Below are 24,838 nucleotides of genomic sequence, written 5' to 3' on the forward strand. Positions count from 1 at the left end.
AAGTCGAGCAGGTCCAACGTACTGCGTTCGAAGCGGCCGAATAGTTGATGGGCCGATCTGGCGCTGCCAGACAGCGTGGGTACCCGAAGACGTGGTCGAGTCGCCGATGCAGAGACTGTGCGGGCTACCCGGTGTCGCGAGCGGCCGCCGGTGAGGCGTTGTTCTCTTGCGTACGGCCCGCCACCCTCAAGGCGAACTCGGTGAACACGACGTGAACACGGATTGTGACCTGGCCGTTGGTTCCAGCGGCGGCCCGTGGTTGCGGAATTTCGACCCCGCCGGGCGGCAAGGGGACGCCGTTCAGCGTCACGAGCCGGTGAACTCTGAGCCGGGGCGGGGTGTCGATACGAAACTGAGGCGACGGTGGTTTTGGTGACGGCGGCGGTGTGCTGCTCGGTCTCGGCCCCCTCGCCGAACTGGTCCCCGGTGACGTCGCCAGAGGTTGATGTCGTTCGTCCTGCGCCAAGGCTCCAACCCTGACACAGGGTCAAGGTCAAGCCTTCAGGCGCGGAGCCCGTTGACGAGGATCGACAGCAAGCGAGGGCCTCGCGCGTCGAGTTCGGCGTCGTCCAGCCGCGACAACCAGTTGATGAGCACGATGACGTCCCGGGCCTCGGCGTCGGCGCGGACACTGCCGTCCGAGCGGCCGGCGGCCAGCAGCAGTTCCACCGCTTCGCCGATCGGGCCGAGGCTGTTGGCGGCGAGGTCGCGCCACGTCCCCGCCTCGACGGCGGCGAACACGTCGCGTTTGACCCTGGCGTACGCGGCCACCCGGTCGAACCACGCCGCCAGCGCGTCCAGCGGCTTGTGCGTCGCCAGCAGCCGCGGGGCCGCGGCGATCAGCTCTTCGACATCACGGCGGTACACCTCGGCGAGGAGGTCCTCACGGGTCGGGAAGTGCCGGTACAGCGTGCCCTGCCCGATGCCGCAGGCCTTCGCGACCGCGTTGAGCTTCAGCTCTCCTGGCTCGCTCACGAGGGCACGCGCCGCTTGAAGGATCCGTTCGCGGTTGCGCTGGGCGTCCGCACGCCGCGAACTGCCGCTCTCGACAGAAGCGGACACGTGTCCGCTAAGCTCGTCAGGGTAACCGGACATGTGTCCACTCTAGGCGGAGGATCTTCATGACCGTGCACGGCAAGGTCGTCGCCATCACCGGTGCCAGCAGCGGGATCGGTGAAGCGACAGCCCGCCACCTCGCCTCGCTCGGCGCGCCTGTCGTCCTCGGTGCCCGTCGCACCGACCGGCTGGATCGGCTGGTCGTCGAGATCGAAGCCGACGGCGGCAAGGCGGCCGCCCTCCGCGTGGACGTCACCGAATCGGGTGATCTCAAGGCGCTGGTCGACGTCGCCGTCGAGCGTTTCGGCCGCTTGGACGTCCTGGTGGGCAACGCCGGGATCAGCAGGATCAGCCCCGTCGTCGACCTGGACGTCGAGGGCTGGTCGGCGATGGTCGACGTGAACGTCAAGGGGATTCTGCACGGGATCGCCGCTGCCCTGCCGGTGTTCCGCCGCCAGGGCAGCGGTCACCTCATCACCGTCGTCTCGACCGCCGGTCTGAAGATCGTGCCCACCCAGGCGGTGTACGCCGGGACGAAGAACGCGGTTCGGACCCTTCTGGAAGGCCTGCGGCAGGAGAGCACCGACGGCGTCCCGCGGACGACGTCGATCTCCCCCGGCTACGTCCGCACCGAGCTCATCGACAACGCCGTCGACGATCCGGCCGTCCGTGAGCAGGTGAGGGGGACCATGGCCGAGCTCGGGATCGACCCGGCGGCGGTGGCGAGGGCCATCGCCTTCGCGATCGACCAGCCCGAGGACGTCGAAATCGGGGATCTGACCATCCGGCCGACTCGCCAGGGGTGAGATCTTCGACTCCCTGGGACCGCGCTGACCTGCGGAAACTTCATTTTCGCCGACCGGATCTCACACTTTTTTGGGACACGACGTGTGCAGTGCGGCGGCACCTGCGAGAATGGGTGCTGAGATCGGGGCATCGAATGGGCTCAGACTCGCTATGAAGAGCAGGTAAAAGTATGGCTCAGGGCAGCGTTAAGTGGTTCAACGGCGAAAAGGGCTTCGGCTTCATCGCTCAGGACGACGGCGGACCGGACGTGTTCGTGCACTACTCGGAAATCCAGGGCAGCGGCTTCAAGTCCCTGGACGAAGGGCAGCGCGTGGAGTTCGAGATCGGCCAAGGCCAGAAGGGCCCCCAGGCCCAGCGCGTCGTCGCCATCTGACGTTTTTTCACACCGAAGGCCCCTGCCCGATCCGGGTGGGGGCCTTCGGGCGTTCGAGGGGCCGGTCAGTGCTCGAGCCGCCGCGTGACCGCCGTCATCGCCCGGCCGACGGCCCGGAGGTCTTCCGGCTCGATCACGTCCACGAAGTGCTCCCGGACGGTGCGCAGGTTGTCCGGCGCCGCGCGCCGCAAAGTCTCGTGTCCTGCTTCGGTGAGCAGGGCGCTCACCCCTCGCCCGTCCTCGGCGGCCGACTCCCGCCGGACCAGGCCGCGGCTCTCCAGCCCGCCGACGCGGTGGGACAGCCGGCTGCGTGAGTAGTACGCCGACTTGGCGAGGTCGGCCATCCGCATCGAGTGCCCGTCCGCTTCGGACAGTCTCACCAGCAGTTCGTATTCCGCGAGCGACAGTCCATGCTGCTCTCGCAGTCGCCGGTCCAGCAGGTCGACGAACCGGACCGATCCTTCGATGAACGCACGCCAGTCGCGCTGCTGATCCGCTTCGAGCCAGTTGGTCACGCCGCCAAGGTAGCAGTTGACCCTTTCAACTACTTCGGGCTAGTTTTGGTTGAAGACTTCAACTAGATGGGGAGAGCGATGGCGAACGACGCTTGGGTGGTGCGGGCAGGAGACGCGGAGACCATCGAGCAGCCCGCGTTGTGGTTATTGGCCGACGGCAGTCACACGGGCGGGCTACTCGGCGCGAACCGGCTGTACCTGCGGGCCGGAGAGCCCGGCACGAAGCCGCACTACCACGAGAAGTCCGCGGAGGCGTTCTACGTGCTCGACGGAGCGCTGCGCATGATGGTGGGCGCCGAGTCGATCACCCTCGAACGGGGTGGTTACGTCGTGGTCCCGCCCGGAGTGCGGCACGCGTTCGCCGCGTCGCCGGACACGGCCGCCGACGTCCTCATCACGCTGGCCCCGGCCGTCGAGCGCTTCGACTACTTCCGCGCGCTGCCCGACATCTTGAGCGGGAAGCTGCCGAAGGACGAGGTCGACCGGATCCACGAACGGTACGACGTCCATTTCGTGGTGGCACCGGAATGGGACGAGCTGCTCGGCGGCGAATGACAAGAACCCGTGCACGCTTTCTGCTTCGGTTCACAACGCGAGCCGGTGCCGGTTGACGCTGCCGAAGAGGGGCGCCACTGTGGGCTTCGCTCGCGGATCCGCGAGCGGATTCCAACTCGGTGGGCGGGGTTCAGCATGCACGAATTCTTCCGGTCCGCTCGGCGGCGTGCGCTGTTTTCCGGAGTGGTGACGGCGGCTTTGCTGTCTTTCGGGGCAGTACCCGCCGAGGCCGCGCCTGGTTTCTACGAGCCGCCGTCACCGCTTCCACGGGGTGGAAACGGTGACGTGATCAAGACGCTGCCTTCGACCTTCAGCGGGGCGAAGTCGACCCGGATCATGTACCTGAGCCGGGACGCCGCGGATCGCGCGATACCCATCACCGGCACGGTTCTGGTGCCGGACAAGGCGTGGAGCGGGCCGGGGCAGCGTCCGGTCGTGGCGTACGCGCCGTTCACGGCGGGCATGGGCGACCAGTGCGCGCCGTCGAAGTCCATGGCGGGCGAAGGTGGCGACTTCGTGTCCGGGTTCCAGAACTCCTTCGTGAGTGCTTTGCTGGGCAAGGGTTTCGCGGTCGCGCAGACCGACTACGAAGGCCTCGGGACACCGGGGGAGCACACCTACGTGGTGCGGGAATCGGAAGCACACGCGGTACTCGACGTGCTGAGGGCGGCGCAGCGCCTGCCCGGAACCGGACTCTCGCCCGCGTCACCCGTCGGTATCGCGGGCTATTCGGAAGGCGGCGGCGCCTCGGCGTCGGCGGCCGAGTTGGCGCCGGCCTACGCGCCCGAACTCGATCTGAAAGGCGCCTACGTGGGAGCGGCGCCCGCCGACAAGGCGGTGCTCGCGAAGAGTCTGGACGGCGGGATGTACGTCGGCTTCCTCGGGTATTCGCTGGTCGGGCTCGACGCGGCCTATCCCGGCGCCAAGATCCTGGATCTCGCCAACGACGCCGGCAAGCAGCTTTTCGAAGAGGCGCGGAAGACCTGCACGCTGGACGCGGTCTTCAAATACATGTACCGCAACACCGCTCAGCTGACCAAGGACGGCCGCCCCGTCTCGGCCTACCTGGAGCAGGAGCCGTTCCGCGGCATCGTCGCGGCGAACCGGATCGGCACCCTCGAGCCCGCCGCGCCGGTGCTGGTCGCGCATACGCCCAACGACGACACGTCATCCCGTCGAGCATCGGCAAGCAGCTCGGCAAGGACTGGTGCGCCAAGGGGGCGAACGTGCGCTATCAGGACATTCCGTCGCTCAGCCCGGTCTTTTCCCACGTCCTGGGGATTTCCTCCGCGCAGGGCGACGCGGCGAACTGGTTGGGCGAGCGCTTCGCGGGAAAGCCCGCGACGGGGAACTGCGGCCAGTTCTAGCGGAGTGTGGCCAGGCTCATCCGCGAGCCCGACGACGGGCTGTGGAGCCGCCGTCCCGGCTACCGATATCGTCAAGGGATGCTTGTGATCGTTCGTGAGCACCCATGCGGCCGGACGCGGTGAGCCGCTCCGCCGTGGAGCCCGAGCAGGTCGGACGGAAGGTGCGGCTGCGCGAGGTCGGTCTGCGGGACCGCCGGGTCCTGATGGGCTTCGACCGCGACATGGCCCGCGAGGCGACGCCGCTGATCGGCGGCGGGCATCGGCATTGGGCCTCGCACCGTTCGGGTTCCGCGGGCGACGACATCCACTTCGGCATCGAGACGGTCCGAGGCCGGATGCTGGTCGGTTCGGTCTGCACCATCGGCGCCGACCCGGCGACCGGCCTCTTCGGCTACGGCATCGGGATCGCCCCACGGCACCAGCGCTGCGGGTACGCCACGGACGCCATCACCGTCCTCCTGACGCATATGTTCGGCCAGCGCGGCTTCCGCAAATGCGAGGTCAGCGTGTACGGCGGCAACCTGGCGTCGCTTTCGCTGCACGGCGGCCTCGGCTTCCGCGAGGAGAGCAGGCTGCGCGACACCGAAGTGGTACGCGGCGAGATCAAGTACCTGGTGCGGATGGGCATCACCGCGGAGGAGTTCGCCGCGCGCCGCCCGGACGACCTCGGTGACCTCGGCAGGCGCGGTCAGCACCGGCGGCCTCGCCGCGGCAAGCACTGGCGGGCGCCCGCCGCGGTCAGCGGCTGATCATCCCGGACTCGTAGGCGAAGACGACGGCCTGGACGCGGTCGCGGAGCCCGAGTTTCGTGAGGATGCGGCCGACGTGGGTCTTCACCGTCCCCGGCGACAGGAACAGCGCTCCGGCGATCTCGGCGTTGGACAGCCCGCGGGCCAGGTGTTCCAGTACCTCGTGTTCGCGGCCGGTGAGCAGGGCGAGCCTGCCGTCCGGCGACGGCACGGGCAGGCCGGTGACGACGCGGTCGAGCAGCCGCCGGGTGACGGTGGGCGCGAGGGTGGCCTCACCGGCCGCCACGACGCGGACCCCGGCGAGCAGGTCCGGCGCGAGCGCGTCCTTGAGCAGGAAACCGCTGGCTCCCGCCTGGAGCGCCGCGTAGACGTATTCGTCCAGGTCGAAGGTGGTCAGCACCAGGACGCGGGCGCGGTGGGCGGCGGCGATCGCCGCGGTGGCCTCGACACCGTCCATCTCGGGCATCCGGATGTCCATGAGCACGACGTCGGGATCGAGATCCGCCACCAGCGCGACGGCCTCCGCGCCGTCGCCCGCCTCACCGACGACGTCGATGTCGTCGGCGTTGTCCAGGATCATCCGCAGGCCGGTGCGCACGAGCGTCTGGTCGTCGGCGATGACCACCCGGATCGTCATGACGGCAGGGTCGCGCGGACGGCGAAGCCGCGTTCGGGACGCGGTCCCGCGTCGAAAGTGCCACCCAGGACGTTCACCCGTTCCCGCATCCCTTCGAGGCCGTGCCCGGTGCCGGACGGGGCGGCCGCCGCGATGCCATCGTCGGTCACCTCGATCACCAGCTCGTCGGGCTCGTACCGCATCACGATAGTCGCCGACGCGTCCGGACCGGCGTGTTTCAGCACGTTCGTCAGCGCCTCCTGCACGATCCGGTAGGCCGCCAAGTCCACTGTGGACGAGAGCGGCCGGGGTTCTCCTTCGACCACGAACTCGACGGGTATGCCCGCGGACCGGACGTCGGCGGCCAGCCGTGGCAGGCGTTCCGCGCCCGGCTGGGGTTCCCACTCCGGCGTGTCCTGGCCGAGCGCGCCGAGCAGCCGCCGGATCTCGCTCAACGCGGTCCGCCCGGTGCCGACGATGGCGTCCAGCGCCTCCCGCGCCCGCTCCGGCCGCCGGTCCAGTTCCGCCTGAGCGCCTTGGGCTTGCAGCACCACCACCGAAAGCGCGTGTGCGACGACGTCGTGCAGCTCGCGACTGATCCGCCCGCGTTCGGCGACGACGGCCAGCGCGGCCTGGATGTCCCGCTCGCGTTCGAGATCGGCGGCCCGCTGTTCCAGCACCGAAAGCCGGATCCGCCGCTGCCGCGTGTTCAGCCCGGCCAGCCACGCCACCGCGAGCGACAACCCCATTCCGGGGAAGCCGCCCCAGTCCTGGACCCGGTCGTCGTCGCGGTCGGTGGGCGGTGCCAGCGGATCGATGACGATGATCCGCGGCGGCATCGGAACCGGCGTCCGAGTGTTCGCTTCGGAGGCATAGAACGACCACGCGCCGACGACGAACAGTCCCGCCGCCAGCAGTGCGAAGGATCTCCGTCGCGACCCCCAGGCCGCGACGGAGAACAGGCCGATCAACGCCACGACGTCGACCGGGCTGAGATCGTTGCCCATGACCAGATGCAGGAGGGAGACGGTCGCTCCGGCCGCGAACGTGATCGTGGGATCGCGATGCCGGGCCGGCAAGGAAGCCAAGGCCACCAAGGAGGTCAGCCACCACTCGAAGCCCTCCGGGTCGTCAGCGGCGACCACAGTGGACAGTCCGATGAGTACGGTCAGGCCGATGTCCACGGTCTTCGGGTGACTTCTGAAGAGGGCCAGCACCGGCCGAGCGTAACCCCGAAAGCGGGCGGCGCGGATCCACCGCGAGACAGACATCGGAATACATCCTTCGACAGATGCGCGAATACGGCGCCGGGTCTCAGGCTGGTGGGGAAGATCCTCGACAGAAACGGAAACCTCATGAGAAGGATTCTCGTCACACTGGTCGCCCTCGCCGCCATGGTGTCACTGGCGAGCCCGGCCTCGGCGGCCCCGCGACTGACGTTGCCACCGCCGACCGGCCGGCATCCCGTCGGCTCCACCGACCTGCATCTGACCGACCGATCGCGCCAGGACCCCTGGATGCCGACTGGGCCGCGTGAGCTGATGGTGTCGATGTTCTACCCGGCACTGCTGCCCGTCGGCCCGAAACGGCCGTACCTCACCTTGGCCGAGGCCAAAGCCTTCCTGACCGAATCCGGCGTCCCGGACATCGACCCCGCGCGGATCGCGGAGATCCGGACCAGCGCCAGGGTCGACGCCCCGCCGCTGCCGGGAAAGCGGGCGCTGGTCGTCCTGTCGCCAGGGTTCGGCAAACCCCGCACCACCCTCACCGGACTCGCGGAAGAGCTGGCCAGCAAGGGTTTCGTCGTCGCGCTGATCGGCCACAACCACGAATCCCACGGCACCGCCTTCCCCGACGGGCGCGTCACCGGATGCGCCGCGTGCGGTTCCGACTCCACCTTGCTCCCGCCGATCCGCGCACTGGACGTCTCGTTCGTCCTCGACACGCTGACCGGACCTTCGTCGGAGTGGTCCTGGCTGATCGACCGCACGAAGATCGGCATGGCCGGGCATTCCATCGGGGGCTACAGCACGCCGACGGCGATGGTCGCCGACCAGCGGATCCGCGCCGGTGCCGACCTGGACGGCAGGCTGTGGTCGCCGATCCCCGCGTCCGGGATCGACAGGCCGTTCCTGTTGCTCGGCCGCGAAAGTGAGTACACACCGGCGGGCCCCGACACCACCTGGGCGGCCAACTGGCCGAACCTCACCGGCTGGAAGCGCTGGATCAGCGTCGCGGCGGCAGGGCATCCGTCCTTCACCGACGTCGGCGTGCTCGGCGAGCAGCTCGGCATCATTCCGCCCGGCATCCTCGGCGGCGAGCGCGGAATGGCGCTGACCAGGGCTTACGTTTCAGCCTTCTTCGACAAGCACCTGCGCGGCGGGAGTCAGCCGTCGCTGGACGGGCCGGTGTCGGGCAACCCCGAAATCAAGTTCTGGAACTGACCGCGGTGAGGCCGGCGGAAACCTGCCAGAGTCGCGGGGCCTCACCGGCGACGTCGCAGTCCTCGCAGTAGAGCCCGCCCGCTCCGGCGATTTGAAATCCGGGTCGGCCTGGGCTTCGCTTCTACGAAAAGGAAGGACTGCTCGCGGCACCGGTGAAACGGGACGCGAACGGCCGTCGCGTGTACACCGAGCAGGACGTCGAATGGCTCCTGAACTGTACGAGGTTCCGGGCGTCCGGGATGCCGCTCGTCACCATCCGCGAATTCGCCGGACTCGTTCGGCGGGGCCAGGAAACGAGGAAAGGCGACTGGATCTGCCGCGGGAGCATCAGAGAACAGCGTCCACGAGCGGATCGCCGAGCTGACCGACTGCCTGATCGACCGGAAGGTCGAGGTCTACGAGGAGCATGTCGCGCGAGGGACGGCGGACGCTCTCCGGCGTTGAACTGTCCTCAGTGGACAGACGCTGCCACCCGATCGGTGCAACGTTTCGCCTGGCCACCGGACGGAGCTGCCCCTAGGCTCTCTCCCTCGTGACCTGCGAGGTGAGACGATGAGGTCCTTCGGCGCGGTGGATCCGGTCAAGATGGCGCTCGCCGGGCTCACCACGATGGCCCTCGGAGTGACGGCGGCGCTCAACGCCGACGCTTTGCCGATGATCGGCGGCGGCACCACCTATTCCGCCGAATTCTCCGACGCAGGCGGACTGCGCGAGGACAACGACGTCCGGGTCGCCGGGGTGAAAGTCGGCGAGGTGTCCGAGATCGACCTCGAAGGTGGCCGGGTGGTCGTCTCCTTCCGGGTGAAGGACGCCTGGCTCGGCGACGCCACGAGCGCGTCCATCCAGATCAAGAACGTCCTGGGACAGAAGTACTTGGCGCTCGACCCGCGCGGCGAAACGATTCTCGATCCGGGCGACGCGATTCCGCTGCAACGGACCACCGCGCCGTACGACGTCCTTGAAGCGTTTCGGGATTTGTCGAAAACCGTCGACGCCATCGACGTCGATCAGCTCGCCAAGAGCTTCGACGCGATCTCGGCGACCTTCGCCGACACGCCTGCCGACGTCCGCGCCGCGCTCGACGGGATTTCGAAGCTCTCCGGCACCATCGCCTCCCGCGACCGGCAACTCCGGACACTGGTGGCGAACACGCGGCAGGTCTCGCAGACCCTCGTCGACCGCGACGCCGAGGTCCAGCGGCTGGTCCAGGACGGAAACGCGCTACTGCGGGCGATCTCCACCCGGCAGCAGGCGATCAAAGACCTGCTCGACGGCTCGAAACGGCTCGCGACCGCCCTCGACGACATCATCGCCGACAACGACGGCCAACTCGGGCCGGTGCTCGAACAACTCGACCGGCTGACGTCGATGCTTCAACGCAACCAGGACTGGCTGGCCAAGGGGATCGCCGCGTTCGCCCCGGCGATCCGCGTGCTCACCAACGTCGCGGGCAACGGGCGCTGGATCGACGGCTACCTGTGCGGGCTGGTGCTGCCCTCGTTCGGCCCGATCAACGAGAAAGGGTGCTTCGAAAAGTGAGGTCTCGTGGGTGGCGATTCGGATTCTGACCCCTCTTCGCCACTCACGACCATCCCGAACCCAGGCGATCCGGCTGCGACATCGGTCGAGCCGACCGCAAGTAGAGGACTACTTGCGGTGGGTCGCTATGGCTTCGTCCGCCGCAACCAGAACAGTCCGATCACCGGCAGCACCAGCGGAATGAAGAGGTACCCCTGGCCGTACACCGACCACACGGTCGCGTGCGGGAAGGCCTCGCGGTCGAAGAGGCTGAACGTGCCGACGGTCAGTACGCCGAGCAGTTCGATCCCGCAGGCGATCAGCGCGATCCGCCACCAGCCCGCGCCGCGGCGGGCCAGGGCAACGGTGGCCAAGAGGTAGACGACGGCCGCGAACGCGGAGAGCACGTACGCCAGCGGGGCCTCGTGGAACTTGGTGCCGATCTGCACGGCGGCGCGTGACGTCGCCGCCAGCGCGAAGATCGCGTACACCGCGACCAGGATCCGTCCCGGGCCGGAGGTCTTGTCCGGGTGGGCGTCGGTTGCGGTGTCCACGGTGTTCTCCTCGGTTCCTTCAGGCACTGGCGCCCGCCCATACCTCGTGCAGCCGGAGCACCATCACCGGGATGGCGAGGCAGGCGATCCCGAGGATCGCGGTGCTCGACCGGGTGCGCTCGGCCAGCGCCCAGAACGTCCCGAGCGGGAGTACGACCAGGCAGCCGATCAGATAGGCGAGGTAGGTGGCCATGCTGCCGGGGCGGCCGCCGTCGATCAGCAGGACGACGCCGATCACGAGCTGCGCCACCAGGAGGAGTTCGACGACGGCGAGGCCGGCGAGCAGTGGGTTGTCCGGCAGCTTCTTGCGCGCGGACTGCACGAAACTCCACACCGCGACCAGGGTTGCGCAGATCGCGACGGTCACCGCGAAGCCAGTGATCACGCACGCCTCCTTACCTACTCCGACGGCGACAACGTACCTCCGGGCGCATCACCCGCTACGGGCGACCAGCGGGGGGCGTGGCGGGGGCCACGGAGGACAGCCCGTGGTCCAGACCTCGGGTGAATAGATCACGAAGCGCGTTGGGTTGGCACTCAGGCAATTCGGCCGCGCCTTATTGTGTTCGGTGCCGCGACCAGGGAATACGGGGCAGACGCGTCCCTGTTACACACCGACCGGGTGGTTGAAATCCGAGTTGGCCTCACGCTGGGTACCCCTACCATTCGGTAGGTTTCGAATTCACGTCCCTGAACAGCCCATCCGAACCCCCGGTATGGCGGATTGGCCGTTAGCTGTCCGGCGGGTGGAATATTCCCCATCGCGATGGTGCACATGGCCCATCCGATTGGTGCGAAGGAGGGGGCGCTCGATGGACGTCCGGTACGAAGCGTATTGCTTCGCCGATCCCCTGTTCTTCGATGAACAGCGGGAAACCGGGGACGCCGCCGACGATTTCGCCTCCCTGTTGCCCGCTCCCGAGACTGGCTGGCGCACCGGAGTGCGCGGAGTGTGGCGGATGCTGCACCCTCTTGCTCGAAACCTTCCCTTGCAGGGCTGGAAAATCCACGTGTCGGCAGGTTTGGGCAACGCCGAGCGGGTGCTCGTAAAGGTGCATGAGCATTGCATCGAGCACAATCTGTCGTACAAGCACCTGCGCTCCCGGAGCACCCTGCTCGCCCGAAATTCCAAATATGCCCCGCGTGACGGAAGCGGCAAGTTACTGACTCTTTATCCAGCTGACAACAACGAGCTCGAGCGCGTTCTCGCCGAGTTGTCCGCGGAGCTCGACGGGGAACCCGGTGCGTACATTCTGAGTGATCTCCGGTACGGTGCCGGGCCGCTCTACGTCCGCTACGGCGGATTCGCCGAGCAATGGGTCGAACTCGACGGAAAACGTGTTCTCGCGGTGCGCAAGCCGGACGGAACGCTGGTCCCGGACAAGCGCGAGCCGACCTTCTCCTTGCCCGACTGGGTGACGATCCCGGAGTTTCTCGCCCCTCACCTCGCAGCTCGCAAGGGTGGTGGCGCGGATCAGTTCCCCTACCGGGTGAAGAGTTCGATGCACTTCTCCAACGGTGGTGGCGTGTACCTCGCCGAACGGGACGCCGACGGTGAAGAGGTGGTCCTCAAGGAGGCCAGGCCGTTCGCCGGCCTCGACCGCGACGAGATCGACGCCGTCGACCGCCTCCGCTGGGAGCACGAGGTCCTGGAGCGGCTGAAGGGCATCGAGGGCATCCCCGCGACCTTCGACCGGTTCACCGTTTGGGAGCACCACTTCCTCGCGATGGAGTACATGCCGGGTGTTTCCCTCGGCAGCTGGCTCGCCCGCAACTACCCGCTCACCCGGCGGGACTGCACCGAGGCCGACATCGTCGCCTACACCGGACGAGCCTTGGCGCTGGTCGACCGCGTGGCGCGGATGGTCGACGAGGTGCACGACCGCAGGATCGTCTTCGGCGATCTGCACTCGATGAACATCCTGGTCGACGGCGACGACGACAAGATCGGGCTGATCGACTTCGAGATGGCGACGGACGCCGACAGCGGCAAACGGCCGGCGCTCGGCGCACCCGGGTTCCGCGCTCCGCGGGACCGGAACGGGTTCGAGATCGACGACTACGCGATCGCCGTGCTGAAGCTGTGGATCTTCCTGCCGCTCACCACGCTCCTCGAACTCGCCCCGGCGAAGCTGCGCGGACTCGCGGACTTCGTTCAGCGGCGTTTCGCCGTCCCGGAGGGCTACGCCGACTCGATCGTCGCCGAGCTCGCGCCGCGGAACGCCGCGCCACAGAGCGCATCGACCGAGCTCGACCAGGAAAAGCCTGACTGGGCACTGGTCCGCAAGCAGATCACGGAGGGGATCCTCGCCTCCGCGACCCCTGAGCGCACCGACCGGCTCTTCCCCGGCGACATCGAGCAGTTCCGCGTCGGCGGCGCCTGCTTCGGGTACGGCGCGGCCGGTGTCCTCCATGCCCTGAACGTGGTCGGCGGGGAGCGGTATCCCGATCACGAACGCTGGCTGCTGGACTCGATCCGCCGCGATCCGCCGGATCGCCCGGGGTTCTACGACGGCTCGTACGGAATCGCGTACGTCCTCGAAGAGCTCGGGTATCGCGACGAGGCCACCAAGCTGCTGGCATCGTCGGCGACGCTGGTCGAGCAGACCACCGATCACAGCCTCGAAGGCGGCCTGTCCGGCATCGGGCTCACTCAGCTGCACTTCGCGGTGGTCCGCAAGGACAACGAGTTCGGCAGGCAGGCACTCGCCACCGCGGTCCGGCTCGCCGAGGCACTCGAAACCGCGGACCCGCCCGGCAAATTCGCCAGGGCAGGCCTGCTCAACGGCTGGTCCGGGTCCGCTTTGCTGTTCGTCCGGCTGTTCGAGCGCACCCGTGAAGAGGGCTGGCTGTCCTTCGCCGACCAGGCGCTGGAGCGGGACATCGAGGAGTGTGTCGAGTCCGACGACGGCTCCTTGCAGGTCCGCGACGGCGAGTCCAGGACGTTGCCTTACGTGGGTGTCGGCGGCGCGGGGATCCTCATGGTCGCCGAAGAGCTGGCGAAGTACCGCCCGGACGCGAAGTCGTTGAAGAGCCTCCCCGGCCTTCGCGAAGCTTGTCGTGGCGAGTTCGTCATCCATCCCGGCCTCTTCTTCGGCCGATGCGGGCTGATGACCGCGCTCTCGATGGGTTCCGAGAAGGAACAGCGCGTCCTCGACACCATCGACCTGCATCTTTCCCGGCTGGCCTGGTACGCGATGCCGTACAAGGGCGGCCTGGCGTTCCCCGGCAACCAGCTGCTCCGGCTGTCGATGGACGTCGTCACCGGCGGCGCGGGCGTGCTCCTCGCCCTCGCCGCGACCTTGGACGGGAAGGCCGTGCTGCCTTTCCTGTCCCCCAGGACCACCGGCCACTGACGGCCGGCGGAAACAAGTAACCGATGAAAGGGAACACCATGGAACTGGTTCTCGACCTTCAGGCCCTGGAAGCCCCCGAGGTTCTCGAAGGTGGCCACGGCGGCGGCGGCGGTGGCAGCAACCTGAGCCTGCTCGCCTCCTGCAACAACAGCACCATCAGCCTGCTGACCTGCCACTGATCTCAGGCGCGTCGCCAGCTGATCACTGAAGGTGCGGGAGCGGCACAGGCCAAGTGCGCCGCTCCCGCGCTTTCATTTTGCCCAACGGTTCATCTCGATGGGATCACGTTCGAAGGAGTGGGACGCGGAGCTGAAGGGAACTTCCCCCGCCTGCGACGCGAGTAAAGCGCCCTCACCTTCGACTCAGGGACTTGAGGAGTGGGATGGCGGGTTCCGCCGATCGCCTGCTGGTCACCGTGACCGCGCTCGATCGTCCCCGCCTGATCGCGTTGATCCTCTGCGCACTCGCCGGGACGGCGGCGGGGCTGCTCCTGCCCGGCGCGCTCGCGGCCGCGGTCGACGCCGTCGTGGCCGGACGCGCCAGCTTCCCCGAGGTCTCCTGGCTGATCGTCCTCGGCGTCACCGAGATCGCCGTCGGCCTGATCGGCGGGATCCTGACCGCGCGGATGACGGCCTCGGCGACGGCGTGGCTGCGCCGACGGCTCACCGACCGCTATCTGGCCCTCGGAACCCGATCGGCCTTCGCCGACGGCGACGCGATCAGCAGGCTCACCGGTGACTGCACCGGCGCCGGAATCGTCGCCTCGGTCGTCGTCCAGCTCGGGTCGACCACTCTGATCTCCGGCGGATCCGTCATCCTGCTCGCCCTGATGGACTGGCGGCTCGCGCTCGTCTTCCTCGGCAGCATCCCGTTCGGGCTGATGCTCGCGCGCACCCATCTGAAGAACACCGCCGACGACGTCCTGACCTATCAAGAGGTCTCCGGCGAACTGGCGGCGAGGATGGTCGACGCCGTCGCCGGGCTTCGCACGATCGCCGCGTCGGGCACCGCCGACCGCGAGGCCGAACGCGTACTGCGGCCACTGCCGAAGCTGAGTCTCGCCGGTCGCGGCATGTGGCGCACGCAGGCCAGGATGGTGTGGCGCTCCGGCCTGCTGCTGCCCGCCGTGGAACTCGCGGTGCTGGCCGCCGCCGGTTTCGGCGTGATGGAGGGCAGGCTGTCCGTCGGACAGGTCCTCGCGGCGCTCGGGTACGTCGCGCTCGGCATGGGCCTGATCACCCAGATTCCGTTGCTCACCACACTTTCCCGCGCCCGGCAGTGCGCGCGGCGGATCAACGAGGTGCTGGACTCGCCGGTCGGAGAACCGGGCGATCTCGGCGTCGTCCCCGGGCAGGGCACGCTTGAACTGCGTGGCGTCACCATCGAAGGCGCGCTGGACGGCGTCGACCTGCTCGTGCGGGGCGGCCGGTTCACCGCGGTCGTCGGGCGATCCGGCGCGGGGAAGTCCGTGCTGGTCAACGTCCTCGGCGGGCTGCTCACCCCGGACGAGGGGACGGCGACGCTCGACGGCCGTCCGCTGGACAGGTTGCGGCCGCACGAACTCCGCGCGGTCGTCGGGTTCGCCTTCGAACGGCCCGCGCTGCTCGGCACGACCATCGGCGACGCCGTGGGATACGGCTCGTGGGCCGGTGAGGCCGCCGTACGCGGCGCCTGCCGGTCCGCGCAGGTCGACGACCTGATCGTCCGGCTGCCGGACGGCTACCGGACGCCGCTCTCGGAGACGCCGCTCTCCGGCGGGGAGGCGCAGCGGATCGGGCTGGCGCGCGCGCTCGCGCACGCGCCGAGGGTGCTCATCCTCGACGACGCCACCGCCAGCCTCGACACGGTCACCGAAGCCGCCGTCGAGGAGGCGATCGAACGCACCCTGCCCGGCCGGACCCGGGTGGTCGTGACGCATCGCGCGGCCACCGCGGCGCGGGCGGACGAGGTGGTGTGGCTGGAAGAGGGCAGAGTCCGCGCGGTCGGCACGCATGAGGCGCTGTGGCGGAACCCGGCTTACCAGGCAGTGTTCACCGAGGGCGTGCAGTGAGCGTCTGGGGCCTCTACCGCTCGGCGCTGGCCGGGCAGTGGAGAGGCGGGCTGGTACTGCTGGCCTGTTCCGTGCTCGAGAGCGCGCCCGCGTTCTTGTCCGGTCGCCTGGTCGAACTCGCGGTTGACGAGGGGTTTGCCGCGGGTCGGCCAGGCACCGGACTGCGTTGGCTCGCGATCTTCGGCCTGGTCGCCGTAATCGGCGCGTGGGGTTCGCGGCTGGTGTGGCATCAGCTCGGCAAGGTCGTCGAGCCGTTGCGCGACGCGCTGGTGACCGCCGTCGTCCGTGGTGTCCTGCACGATCCGTCGCCACCGCGGAACCAGCCGGACGCCAGCGGCGTCGCCCGCATCACCCAGCACGTCGAAGTGGTCCGCGACGCCACGGCCGGGCTGCTGGTGCAGGCACGCGGGATGATCGTGACGACGTTCGCGGCGCTGGCCGGGCTGTTCACCGTCGCCGGTTCGCTCGCGCTGATCGTCGCGATCCCGGTGGTGGTAGCGATCGGAGTGTTCGCCTGCCTGCTGCCGTCGCTGGCCCGCCGTCAGCGCGCGCTCGCGCTGGCCGACGAGCGGACCGCCGAGGTCGCGGGCGCGTCGCTGTCCGGTATGCGTGACGTCGTCGCCTGCGGTGCGGAACCCCTTGCCGCGCTTCAGCTCTACGACGCCATCGACACGCAGGCGAAGGCGGCCGTGCGGGTGGCGCGGTCCGGGGCGGCCCGGTCGGTGGTGATCGCGACCGGTGCCTTCGTGCCGCTGCTGCTGGCGTTGCTGGTGGCGCCGGGCATGGTCAGGGACGGCGTGCTCACCGCGGGCGCCGCGCTCGGCGCGCTCGTCTACCTCGCGACGACGATGCAGCCGGCGTTGCGAGGGCTGGCCGCGACCGCGAGCACCGTGGTGCTGCGGCTGATCGTCGCGCTGCGGCGGCTGGCGGAGACCGCGGAGGCCGAGCCGGAGGCGGACGGCACGGCCGAACCCGACGGGACCGCCATCTACGTACGCGACCTGGCCTTCAGCTGGGGTGCGGCGGCGGAACCGGTGGTGCGCGGGCTGGATCTGCATCTGCGGCCCGGTGAGCGCCTCGCGGTGGTGGGGCCGAGCGGAATCGGCAAGTCGACCTTGGCCGGGCTCCTGACCGGGATGCTCGAACCGCAGGCGGGCCGGGTGCTGCTCGGCGGCGTCCCGGTCCGGGAGATCCCGGCGGCGCTGCGGCACCGGATGATCGCGCTGATCCCGCAGGAGGCCTACGTCTTCGCCGGGTCCGTGCGGGACAACACCGGCCTGTTCGCGCAGGCCGCGATGGACGCCGAACTCTGGGCGGCCGTCACCGCCGTCGGGGCGGAACCGCTGGTCACGCGGCTGGGCGGGCTCGACGGCGAAATCGGGCACGGGACGCTGTCCGCGGGTGAGGCGCAGCTGATCGCGCTCGCGCGGGTGTACGCGAGCGACGCGGGCATCGTCGTCCTCGACGAGGCGACGTCGCATCTCGACCCGCCCGCCGAGGCCCGCGCGGAACGGGCGTTCGCCGAGCGGGGCGGGATCCTGATCGTGATCGCGCACCGGCTGACGTCGGCGTTGCGCGCGGACCGGGTCCTGGTGATGGACGGCAAGGAGACGGCGCTGGGCACCCACCTCGAACTCATGGACCGGTCCCCGCGCTACGCCCAGCTCATGCACGCGTGGGCGCCGCGGCTACCCCAGCCCAGTGCGCAGTTCTTCCAGCGCGCCCCGGAGTAGACCTTCGACGGCGACCGGGCGCCGGGATTCGCGATCGACGAAGACGTGCACGAAGTGCCCCTCCGCGATCACCGTCTCCTTCGAGTACATCCCCACCTCGTAGCGGACACTCGACCGGCCGAGATGCCCGACCCGCAGGCCGACCTCGAGTTCTCCCGGGAACGACACCGAAGCGTGGTACTTGCACTGCGATTCCACGCACAGCCCGATGACGCCGCCGGTCTCGATGTCGAGCCCGCCCCGTTCGATCAGCCAGGTGTTGATCACGGTGTCCATCACCGAATAGTGGACGACGTTGTTGACGTGCCCGTAGACGTCGTTGTCCTTCCACCGCAACGGAACCGTCTGCCAGTGCGGGTATCCGGCGGTCACCACAGTTCCACCGAATCCCGCAGGATCCCGGCGAGGTCCTCATCGGACGCTTCGCGCGGCGCGGTCGCCAGCAGGCGTTGTTGTTTCACCGTGCCGGAAACCAGGGAGTCCACATCGGACCCGGTGTAGCCGACGGCGCCGATCCCGTTGGGGATACCGATCTCCCGCATGATCCGCCGCAGTACCGCGGGCAGGTGGTCTTGCGGATCGCCCGGCCATTCGTAGTCAGGGGCGAGCAGCCGCGCCACCTGAAGATGCCGGTCCGGGCAGGCGTCGAAAGTGAAGCGGAACGCGGCGGGCGCCGTCAAGGACACCGCCATCCCGTGCGGCACCATCGGCTCCTCACCCGGATAGCCGGCGGGATGGAATCCCCGGACCTGCCCGGCGATCGGATACGCGTTGGCGTGCGGGATGTGCACACCGGCGTTGCCGAACCCGAGCCCGGCGAACGTCGCCGCGAGCGCCATCGCCTCGCGCGCCTTCAGGTCCGAGCCGTCGCGCACGGCCGCGGGCAGCGCCCACGACAGCAGCCGCAGCGACTGCTCGGCGAACATGTCGGCCAGCGGATTCGCGCCACAGTAAGGAACCCGGTCCTCCGGGCGTTTGCGGTCGAACTCGGTGTACGGCTTGGCCGTGTAGCTTTCCGCGGCGTGGCAAAGGATGTCCATGCCGCTCGCCGCGGTGACCTCCGGCGGCTGCGAAACCGTCAGCCTCGGGTCGACCACGGCGAGACTCGGCCGCAGCTTCAGCTGGCTGATGCCGCTCTTCACCCGCAGTGACAGCACGTCCAGCACGCACACCGTGGTGCTCTCCGAACCGGTGCCGGTGGTGGTCGGCACCGCGACCAGCGGTTTCAGCGGCGCGCTCGGCGCGCGGCCGCCACCGACCGGCGCGTTGACGTAGTCCATCAGGTCGCCGTCGTTGCTGGTCAACAGGTTCACCGCCTTCGCGGTGTCGATGGCCGACCCGCCGCCGACGGCGACGAACGCGTCCCACTCGCCCTGTCCTCTGGCGAAGTCGACGGCCTTCCGCATGCTGACGTCGGTCGGCTCGACGTGCACGCCGTCGAAGACGACCGCTTCGATGCCGTAGGTCCCGATGCCTTCGGCGATCCGTCGCGGCCAGCCTGTCGCGGCGACACCCGGGTCGGTCAGCACGAGCACCCGGCGGGCACCGTACCGCGTGAGGTCGTAACCGATCTCGTCGCTCGACCCGGCGCCGTACTTCAAGGCCGGTGCGCCGTAAGTGAAAACAGTTTCACGTCCTGCGGTGGCTGAGGTCACGTTTTCGTGCTCCCTTGCTCGAACACGTTCCGATATCGGACATTCTGCCGCCCCGGGGTTGCCGGAATCGAAAGATCACTTGACGGCACCGATCACCGCCCGCCTAAGCTCGTACTCATTAGATACCAACCGGGAGCGTCCGTCGCCCAGACGGCCGTGCGGATCCTGACCGAGGCGCGGATCCACCGTGTGTACGCGGTGGTGGGTGAGTCCTTCCTTGATCTGTTCGACGCACTGCAACGCGAGCGGTCGATCACCTTCGTCTCGGCGAGGCACGACTCCGGCGCGGCCTTCATGGCCGAGGCCGAGGGCAAGCTCACCGAGCATCCCGCGGTCCTGCTGGCGGGCCGCGGCCCGAGCGCGGCGAACCTCGCGATCGGTGTCTCCACGGCGTACCAGGACGAGAGCCCGATGGTCGTGCTCCTGGAGAACCCGCCGTCCAGCCCCGGCCGGACCAGCGAACTGCCCACCGCGGACCTGACCGCGATGTTCGAACCCCTCGTAAAATGGCTTGGCCGCGCGGAATCCCCGGACGAGGTCCCCGATCTGCTGGTCGAGGCGCTGACCCGCTGCCGCGAAGGGCGGCCCGGACCCACCGTCGTCGCCGTCCCCGCCGACTTCTGGGGCGTCCCGTTCGACTCGGCCAAACCTGTCGCCGCCGTGAAGCCGCCGGCCACCGGCGCGCTCGGCAGGACCGCCGAGGCGGTCGCGCAGCTGGTCGACGAAGCCAGATACCCGGTGGTCATCGTCGGTGGCCGGGCCCGCGCGGGGCGGGAAGAGCTGATCGCCGTCGCCGACGAGCTCGCGCTCCCGGTGTACAACGCGTTCCGCCGCCAGGACGCCTTCCCCGAGAACCACGCGCGCTACGCCGGCCACCTCGGCATCGGCATCCCGGCGCGGCAGCTCGACGCGCTGGAACGCGCCGACCTCGTGCTCGCGCTGGGTACGCAGCTCGACGAGGTCACCACCCAGTCCTTCCGCTATCCGACGCCGTCGCAGACGCTGGTGCTGGTCGGCACCGGGATCGAGCCCGCCCGGCGCGGTGGCCTGACCTTCCGGGTCGACTCCGAGGTCGAGCCGTTCCTGCGTGAACTGCGCAACGTCGCCTCGCCGCGGACCCGCCGCGCGTCGGCCGCGAACGCCGCCGTGCACACCTTCATGACACCGCCCGACACCAGCGGCGCCACCCGCGTCCACCCCGCCGACGTCATCCGCGCGGTGCGCAAGCTCGCGCCCGAGGACGCGATCGTGACCAGTGACGCGGGCAACTTCGCCCAGTTCATGCACCGCTACTGGTGCTTCACGGCGCCGCGCAGCCAGCTGGGCCCGAGCAACGCGGCCATGGGCTACGCGGTCCCCGCGGCGATCGCGGCGAAACTCGCCGAGCCGCGCCGGACGGTGATCGCGATGGCCGGCGACGGCGGCGCGCTGATGACCGGGCAGGAGATCGAGACCGCGGTCCGCTACCGCGTGCCGGTGACCGTCCTGGTGTTCCAGAACGGACTGCACGGTCCGCTCGCCGTGCACCAGGCGCGCAAGCACGGACGGCTGTCGGGGGTCACTGTCCCCACCACCGATTTCGCGTCGTGGGCACGGGGGCTCGGCGCCGCCGGGTACACCGTGGACGACCGTGAGGAGCTGGAGCCGATCATCGCGAGCGCGCTGGTCCGGCAACGGCCGTGTGTGATCGACATCAGGACGGATCCGGACGTGGTGACCCCGGACATCCGGCTGACCAGCCTGCTGAGCGCCACGAGGCCGCAGCAGGGCGGCCAGTAGTCGCCGATCCGCCGACTGCCGGGCGGACTTTTTTCTCAGGGGATACACAGAAACCCTTGTGAAGCGGCCGTCACCTGCCCCAAGGAGCGGGGAGTCGGTGACGACTCGGCCGAGTTTCTTCTCGCGAGATCGGATTTTGTCGGCCGGTCGTGGCACAATCGCGGCAACACCGAGAGTCCGATATGGACCGGGGCGATCACGGGGTCACCGAACCACGGGGCAGCGGCCGTCCGCCGGTGGGTTGTTGGCACGCGGTACTTCACGCGGGTACTTCGAGCGTTGTGTTGACACAGGGGAGAAAAACATGGCTGACGAAAAGCCACAGGAGAGCAAGTCCGTTTCCGGTGTCGTGCCGGTGCAGTTCAGCGCGGACGCGGATACCCATGACATCGCCGTCGTGGCCAAGAACCGGGAGGCCCTGCGCCGTTCGCCGTTCGGCAGCGAGGTACCGTTGCGTGCGGCGAGTGGCGAATAGCCCAGCGGTAAAGGCCGCTGCGAGGCCGCGCACACCCGGGTGACGATGCTTGTCGGCCTGCGTGAGGTGTGCTTTACTGTTTCAGGTCTCGATTTTTGTGTTCGTGTTGGTTCACGCTCGCAGAACTCAGCGGGCGTAGTGTCTCCTCGTGTTTCCGGGGAAGCAAACCGTCTGGTCATGACCCGGGCTGCCGACGTGGCTTCCTGTTTGTTTGTGTTGCATATGGAGATTTTATGACTCAGGGCACTGTGAAGTGGTTCAACTCCGAGAAGGGGTTCGGCTTCATCACTCCCGACAACGGCGGCGGCGACGTCTTCGTGCACTACAGCGAGATCAAGGGCAACGGCTTCCGTACCCTCGAGGAGAACGCCCGCGTGGAGTTCGAGATCGGGCAGGGCGCGAAGGGTCCGCAGGCCACCTCGGTCAACGTGATCTGATCCAGGTTTTCCAAGCTGGGCCGTCATCCCCTCGGGGAGGCGGCCCAGCTGCTTTTCCGGGGTCTTTCAAGGCCTTTCACGGCGAGACCAATCCGGTCTCGTAGGCCGGCACGATCGCCTGTGCCCGGTCCCGTGACCCGAGTTTCGCCAGTATCCGGCCGACGTACGTCTTCACCGTCTGCGCCGAGAGCACCAGATCCGCCGCGATCTCCGGACTGGACCGTCCTTTCGCGATCAGCCGCAGCACTTCCGCGCTGGTGGTCTTCGTGGGGACGTTCCTGGCCGACGCCCGCGCGGTGAGCGGCTCGGCCGAACGGATCCTGCTGGCCCTCGAACTCGCGCTGCTGGTCGTGTTCGTCCGCCGGACCGTGCCTGACCGCAGATCGGGCACTTCGGCCCCTAGCCTGGCGATGCAACCCCGTGCAACTCTTTCTTTCGTGGCCCTGAAGTCGTTTCCTTGTAGGGACTTGGCGCGGCACCGGAGGACATGTGGGCGAAGCGGTTGCGGGGATCGTGGCGAACCCCGCTTCGGAGCGTGACATCCAGAGTCTGCGTTCGGCACTCCGCGTGGCCGGAGTCGGCCGGGTGATGGTGTGGACCGAGGCCGGGAAGATCATCGGCACCGTCCGCCGGATGGTGGACGCGGGAGCGAGCGTGCTCATCTGCCTGGGCGGTGACGGCCTGATGCGGGCCGCGGCGGCCGCCTGTGGCGACGTCCCGCTCTTGATGCTGCCGATCGCGGCCACCGACGCGCTCCCCGAGCCCACCGTCGCCGGGCTCGCCGCCGGGCTGCTGGCCACCCATCAGGTGGACCCGGACCTGGTCACGAACCGCGCGACCGTACTCGAGGTCGTCACGAAGGCCCGCCGCGAGATCGCGCTGACCGACGTCAGCGTGTCGGCCGAAAGCCGCTGGGACCCCGCGTCGCTGACCGAGCTGTACTGCACGTTCGCCGTGCCGGACGGAATCGGCCTGTCGAGCATCCCCGGCAGGCTCTGCCCCAGTCCGAAGTCCACTGTGGACGGTGTCGCGGTCTCGCTCGGGCCGGTCGAGGAGACACCGTACGTCGTGCAGGCGCCGATCGCGCCCGGTGTGGTCCGGGCGGTGGGCGTCCGGGGCTGGAGCGTGCTGCATCCCGGCGTCCGGGTCGACCTCGCCGCCGCCGGTGGCTCCATCGCTGTCGACGGTGAGCCGCACTTCGTGCTGAAACAAGGAGAGAGCGCTTTCGTCGAGCTGAAGCCCGACGGCCCGTGGTCGGTCGACGTCCGCGCCGTGATGGCCGAAGCGACCAGGAAAGGCCTGCTCCTGGGGCGGAAGCCGAAGGGGGCCTTTCCGGCGTCCCACTTGGTGGAAGCGCCCTTCTCCGGGTAAGCCTCGCCCAGGTCACAGAGACCTTCCGAACGCCGGATCACCCGGGCACACTGGCCGAAACGGACCAAAGGAGTGGGCCAGGTGCAGCTGGAGGCGGCGTTGCCGGTCGGCGCGGACCCGCGGCGGCACGCGCGCGCCCTCGCCAAGGTGCACGAAGCCGCCCTCGCCGGCCACACGCTCCCGAGTCACCCGCGCGCGGTCATCGCCGCGTCCTGGCAGCGCATGCGCGAACTCGGCCTCGACCCGGATCGCGGCGCCCCGGCCCCCGTGCTCGCCCCGGAGCGACTGGAGGCCCGTCGACGCGAGAGCGGCCTCGCCGCCGTCCTGCCCACGCTGCGTGGCGGCCTGATCAGCCTCGCCGAGCAAGCCGTGCACATCATGGTCGTCGTCGACGCCGAAGGCCGCGTCCTCTGGCGTGACGGCAGTACCGCGGTCCGCCGCCGCGCCGACGGGCTCGGGTTCGTCGAAGGCGCCGACTGGCACGAGACCGCCGCGGGCACCAACGCCATCGGAACGGCGCTGGTCGCCCGGCATCCGGTGCAGGTCTACTCCGCCGAGCACTACGTCCGTAACCAGCACGACTGGACCTGCGCCGCCGCGCCACTGCACGATCCGAGGGACGGCAGGCTGCTCGGCGTCGTCGACCTGTCCGGTCCGGCCTCGACCGTGCACCCGACGACACTCGCCCTGGTCGACGCGGTCGCGAAACTCGCCGAGGCGCAGTTGCGCACCACGCACCTCTCCGAGCTGGAACGGCTGCGCGGGCTCGCGTCGCCCTTGCTCGCCAAGGTGAAGGGCCGGGCGGTGATCACTGACCCGCACGGCTGGATCGCGGCGTCGGCAGGCCTCGTCCCGGTCGGCCGGATCGCGCTGCCGAACGACGCGACCGCCGGCCGGACCTGGCTGCCCACCTACGGGAACTGCCTGCTGGAGCCGCTGCCCGGCGGCTGGCTCGTCCGGATCGCCGAAGAAGAGGACGCGCCACCGGCCCGCGTCGTGCTCGACCTGCGGTCGTCACGGGAGAGCACGCTGCGCGTGTCGGGCGTGGCGGGGACCTGGTCGCATCGGCTGAGCCCGCGGCACGCGGAGATGCTGTACCTCCTCGCGCGCCATCGGGAAGGAAGGTCGGCGTCGGAACTGTCGCTCGATCTCTTCGGCGACGCGGGCCGGACCGTCACCGTCCGCGCGGAGATGTCCAGGATGCGGCGGCATTTCGGCGGCATCCTGCTGGCCAGACCGTACCGGTTCGCCGACGACATCGAGGTCGTCGTCGAACGGCCGTCCGAGGGTGAGGTGCTCCCGCACTCCGTCGCACCCGCCGTCCGCGCCTGACCCCCACCCGCGGCGCACGGGCAGGATCGGTGTGCGTGATCGTGCGGACGCCATGCGCCACGGCCTGGAAAAAGGCCTCTGAGATCACGTGCCGAT

Annotated in this window: 25 protein-coding genes and 1 pseudogene; 17 read left to right on the forward strand and 9 right to left on the reverse strand. The window is 69.1% G+C overall.

Annotated elements, in window-relative coordinates; translation table 11 throughout:
• Positions 1 to 501: 501 nt before the first annotated feature.
• Positions 502 to 1,095 (reverse strand): TetR/AcrR family transcriptional regulator, encoded by a 594-nt coding sequence (locus BS329_RS27685; RefSeq protein WP_244197311.1) that lies wholly within the window; start codon positions 1,093 to 1,095, stop codon positions 502 to 504.
• Between the two features lie 26 nt (positions 1,096 to 1,121).
• On the opposite strand from BS329_RS27685, the gene BS329_RS27690 reads away from it, so the two are divergent.
• Entirely contained in the window at positions 1,122 to 1,862 is a 741-nt protein-coding gene (locus BS329_RS27690; RefSeq protein WP_076164155.1) for an SDR family oxidoreductase, read from the forward strand.
• A 170-nt stretch (positions 1,863 to 2,032) separates the two neighbouring features.
• Entirely contained in the window at positions 2,033 to 2,236 is a 204-nt protein-coding gene (locus BS329_RS27695; RefSeq protein ID WP_005149851.1) for a cold-shock protein, read from the forward strand.
• A gap of 65 nt (positions 2,237 to 2,301) precedes the next feature.
• Here the strand turns inward: BS329_RS27695 and BS329_RS27700 are convergent, their stop codons facing one another.
• Positions 2,302 to 2,751: a MarR family winged helix-turn-helix transcriptional regulator gene (locus BS329_RS27700; protein WP_076164156.1), complete on the reverse strand. Its 450-nt coding sequence runs from the start codon at positions 2,749 to 2,751 to the stop codon at positions 2,302 to 2,304.
• A 78-nt stretch (positions 2,752 to 2,829) separates the two neighbouring features.
• Between BS329_RS27700 and BS329_RS27705 the strand changes: the two genes are divergently transcribed.
• From BS329_RS27705 to BS329_RS27715, 3 genes and pseudogenes are all read left to right on the forward strand, one after another.
• A complete protein-coding gene (locus tag BS329_RS27705; RefSeq protein ID WP_244197312.1) occupies positions 2,830 to 3,306 on the forward strand; it encodes a cupin domain-containing protein in 477 nt (158 codons plus the stop codon).
• A 135-nt stretch (positions 3,307 to 3,441) separates the two neighbouring features.
• A pseudogene (locus BS329_RS27710) lies at positions 3,442 to 4,673 on the forward strand (lipase family protein).
• Positions 4,674 to 4,777: 104 nt separating this feature from the next.
• On the forward strand, positions 4,778 to 5,422 hold the full coding sequence (locus tag BS329_RS27715) for a GNAT family N-acetyltransferase (RefSeq protein WP_076164158.1): 645 nt from the start codon (positions 4,778 to 4,780) through the stop codon (positions 5,420 to 5,422).
• Here the strand turns inward: BS329_RS27715 and BS329_RS27720 are convergent.
• Positions 5,412 to 6,059 carry a response regulator gene (locus BS329_RS27720; protein WP_076164159.1) on the reverse strand — a complete coding sequence of 216 codons (648 nt, stop codon included), beginning with the start codon at positions 6,057 to 6,059 and terminating at the stop codon, positions 5,412 to 5,414. The two genes, BS329_RS27715 and BS329_RS27720, sit on opposite strands and share 11 nt — an antisense overlap.
• The gene (locus BS329_RS27725) at positions 6,056 to 7,255 is read right to left on the reverse strand and encodes a sensor histidine kinase (protein WP_076164481.1); all 1,200 of its coding nucleotides are present in this window, start codon (positions 7,253 to 7,255) and stop codon (positions 6,056 to 6,058) included. Before BS329_RS27725 ends, BS329_RS27720 begins: the two co-directional genes overlap by 4 nt.
• 138 nt (positions 7,256 to 7,393) lie before the next feature.
• Here BS329_RS27725 and BS329_RS27730 point away from each other — a divergent pair, with 138 nt between their 5' ends.
• From BS329_RS27730 to BS329_RS27740, 3 genes are all read left to right on the forward strand, one after another.
• Complete coding sequence (locus tag BS329_RS27730; protein ID WP_076164483.1) at positions 7,394 to 8,482, forward strand: alpha/beta hydrolase family protein; 1,089 nt, start codon at positions 7,394 to 7,396, stop codon at positions 8,480 to 8,482.
• Positions 8,483 to 8,634: 152 nt separating this feature from the next.
• Positions 8,635 to 9,018 (forward strand): MerR family transcriptional regulator, encoded by a 384-nt coding sequence (locus BS329_RS27735; protein ID WP_244197313.1) that lies wholly within the window; start codon positions 8,635 to 8,637, stop codon positions 9,016 to 9,018.
• A gap of 16 nt (positions 9,019 to 9,034) precedes the next feature.
• On the forward strand, positions 9,035 to 10,021 hold the full coding sequence (locus BS329_RS27740; RefSeq protein WP_076164160.1) for an MCE family protein: 987 nt from the start codon (positions 9,035 to 9,037) through the stop codon (positions 10,019 to 10,021).
• Positions 10,022 to 10,146: 125 nt separating this feature from the next.
• Here the strand turns inward: BS329_RS27740 and BS329_RS27745 are convergent, their stop codons facing one another.
• Together BS329_RS27745 and BS329_RS27750 are read right to left on the reverse strand one after the other, a co-directional pair.
• Positions 10,147 to 10,554 (reverse strand): hypothetical protein, encoded by a 408-nt coding sequence (locus BS329_RS27745; RefSeq protein WP_208619281.1) that lies wholly within the window; start codon positions 10,552 to 10,554, stop codon positions 10,147 to 10,149.
• Between the two features lie 19 nt (positions 10,555 to 10,573).
• Positions 10,574 to 10,939, reverse strand: a complete 366-nt coding sequence (locus tag BS329_RS27750) for a hypothetical protein (RefSeq protein ID WP_076164161.1) — start codon at positions 10,937 to 10,939, stop codon at positions 10,574 to 10,576.
• 427 nt (positions 10,940 to 11,366) lie between these two features.
• Between BS329_RS27750 and lanKC the strand changes: the two genes are divergently transcribed.
• The 4 genes from lanKC to BS329_RS27765 all read left to right on the forward strand — a co-directional run bounded on the left by lanKC (position 11,367) and on the right by BS329_RS27765 (position 17,693).
• Complete coding sequence (gene lanKC / locus BS329_RS27755; protein ID WP_076164162.1) at positions 11,367 to 13,910, forward strand: class III lanthionine synthetase LanKC; 2,544 nt, start codon at positions 11,367 to 11,369, stop codon at positions 13,908 to 13,910.
• A gap of 38 nt (positions 13,911 to 13,948) precedes the next feature.
• Positions 13,949 to 14,089, forward strand: a complete 141-nt coding sequence (locus BS329_RS42815) for a SapB/AmfS family lanthipeptide (protein WP_101613675.1) — start codon at positions 13,949 to 13,951, stop codon at positions 14,087 to 14,089.
• A 203-nt stretch (positions 14,090 to 14,292) separates the two neighbouring features.
• Positions 14,293 to 15,960: an ABC transporter ATP-binding protein gene (locus tag BS329_RS27760; RefSeq protein ID WP_076164163.1), complete on the forward strand. Its 1,668-nt coding sequence runs from the start codon at positions 14,293 to 14,295 to the stop codon at positions 15,958 to 15,960.
• Positions 15,957 to 17,693: an ABC transporter ATP-binding protein gene (locus BS329_RS27765; RefSeq protein ID WP_076164164.1), complete on the forward strand. Its 1,737-nt coding sequence runs from the start codon at positions 15,957 to 15,959 to the stop codon at positions 17,691 to 17,693. The genes BS329_RS27760 and BS329_RS27765 overlap by 4 nt, the downstream gene beginning before the upstream one ends.
• On the opposite strand, the gene BS329_RS27770 is transcribed toward BS329_RS27765, so the two are convergent.
• Together BS329_RS27770 and BS329_RS27775 are read right to left on the reverse strand one after the other, a co-directional pair.
• Complete coding sequence (locus BS329_RS27770) at positions 17,649 to 18,068, reverse strand: acyl-CoA thioesterase (protein ID WP_076164165.1); 420 nt, start codon at positions 18,066 to 18,068, stop codon at positions 17,649 to 17,651. The two genes, BS329_RS27765 and BS329_RS27770, sit on opposite strands and share 45 nt — an antisense overlap.
• On the reverse strand, positions 18,062 to 19,348 hold the full coding sequence (locus BS329_RS27775; protein WP_208619282.1) for a hydroxyacid-oxoacid transhydrogenase: 1,287 nt from the start codon (positions 19,346 to 19,348) through the stop codon (positions 18,062 to 18,064). Before BS329_RS27775 ends, BS329_RS27770 begins: the two co-directional genes overlap by 7 nt.
• Before the next feature lie 117 nt (positions 19,349 to 19,465).
• Between BS329_RS27775 and BS329_RS27780 the strand changes: the two genes are divergently transcribed.
• From BS329_RS27780 to BS329_RS27785, 3 genes are all read left to right on the forward strand, one after another.
• Positions 19,466 to 21,127: a thiamine pyrophosphate-binding protein gene (locus BS329_RS27780; protein ID WP_279628201.1), complete on the forward strand. Its 1,662-nt coding sequence runs from the start codon at positions 19,466 to 19,468 to the stop codon at positions 21,125 to 21,127.
• A 304-nt stretch (positions 21,128 to 21,431) separates the two neighbouring features.
• On the forward strand, positions 21,432 to 21,602 hold the full coding sequence (locus tag BS329_RS43970; protein ID WP_167480034.1) for a hypothetical protein: 171 nt from the start codon (positions 21,432 to 21,434) through the stop codon (positions 21,600 to 21,602).
• 233 nt (positions 21,603 to 21,835) lie between these two features.
• Positions 21,836 to 22,039 (forward strand): cold-shock protein, encoded by a 204-nt coding sequence (locus BS329_RS27785; RefSeq protein WP_037319152.1) that lies wholly within the window; start codon positions 21,836 to 21,838, stop codon positions 22,037 to 22,039.
• A gap of 76 nt (positions 22,040 to 22,115) precedes the next feature.
• Here the strand turns inward: BS329_RS27785 and BS329_RS45555 are convergent, their stop codons facing one another.
• Positions 22,116 to 22,430, reverse strand: a complete 315-nt coding sequence (locus BS329_RS45555; protein ID WP_425266379.1) for a response regulator transcription factor — start codon at positions 22,428 to 22,430, stop codon at positions 22,116 to 22,118.
• Between the two features lie 98 nt (positions 22,431 to 22,528).
• Here BS329_RS45555 and BS329_RS27795 point away from each other — a divergent pair, with 98 nt between their 5' ends.
• Positions 22,529 to 23,410: a diacylglycerol kinase family protein gene (locus tag BS329_RS27795; RefSeq protein ID WP_076164168.1), complete on the forward strand. Its 882-nt coding sequence runs from the start codon at positions 22,529 to 22,531 to the stop codon at positions 23,408 to 23,410.
• Positions 23,411 to 23,482: 72 nt separating this feature from the next.
• Positions 23,483 to 24,742, forward strand: a complete 1,260-nt coding sequence (locus tag BS329_RS27800) for a GAF domain-containing protein (RefSeq protein WP_076164169.1) — start codon at positions 23,483 to 23,485, stop codon at positions 24,740 to 24,742.
• Positions 24,743 to 24,838 lie beyond the last annotated feature (96 nt).

Source organism: Amycolatopsis coloradensis (assembly GCF_001953865.1).
GTDB lineage: Bacteria > Actinomycetota > Actinomycetes > Mycobacteriales > Pseudonocardiaceae > Amycolatopsis > Amycolatopsis coloradensis.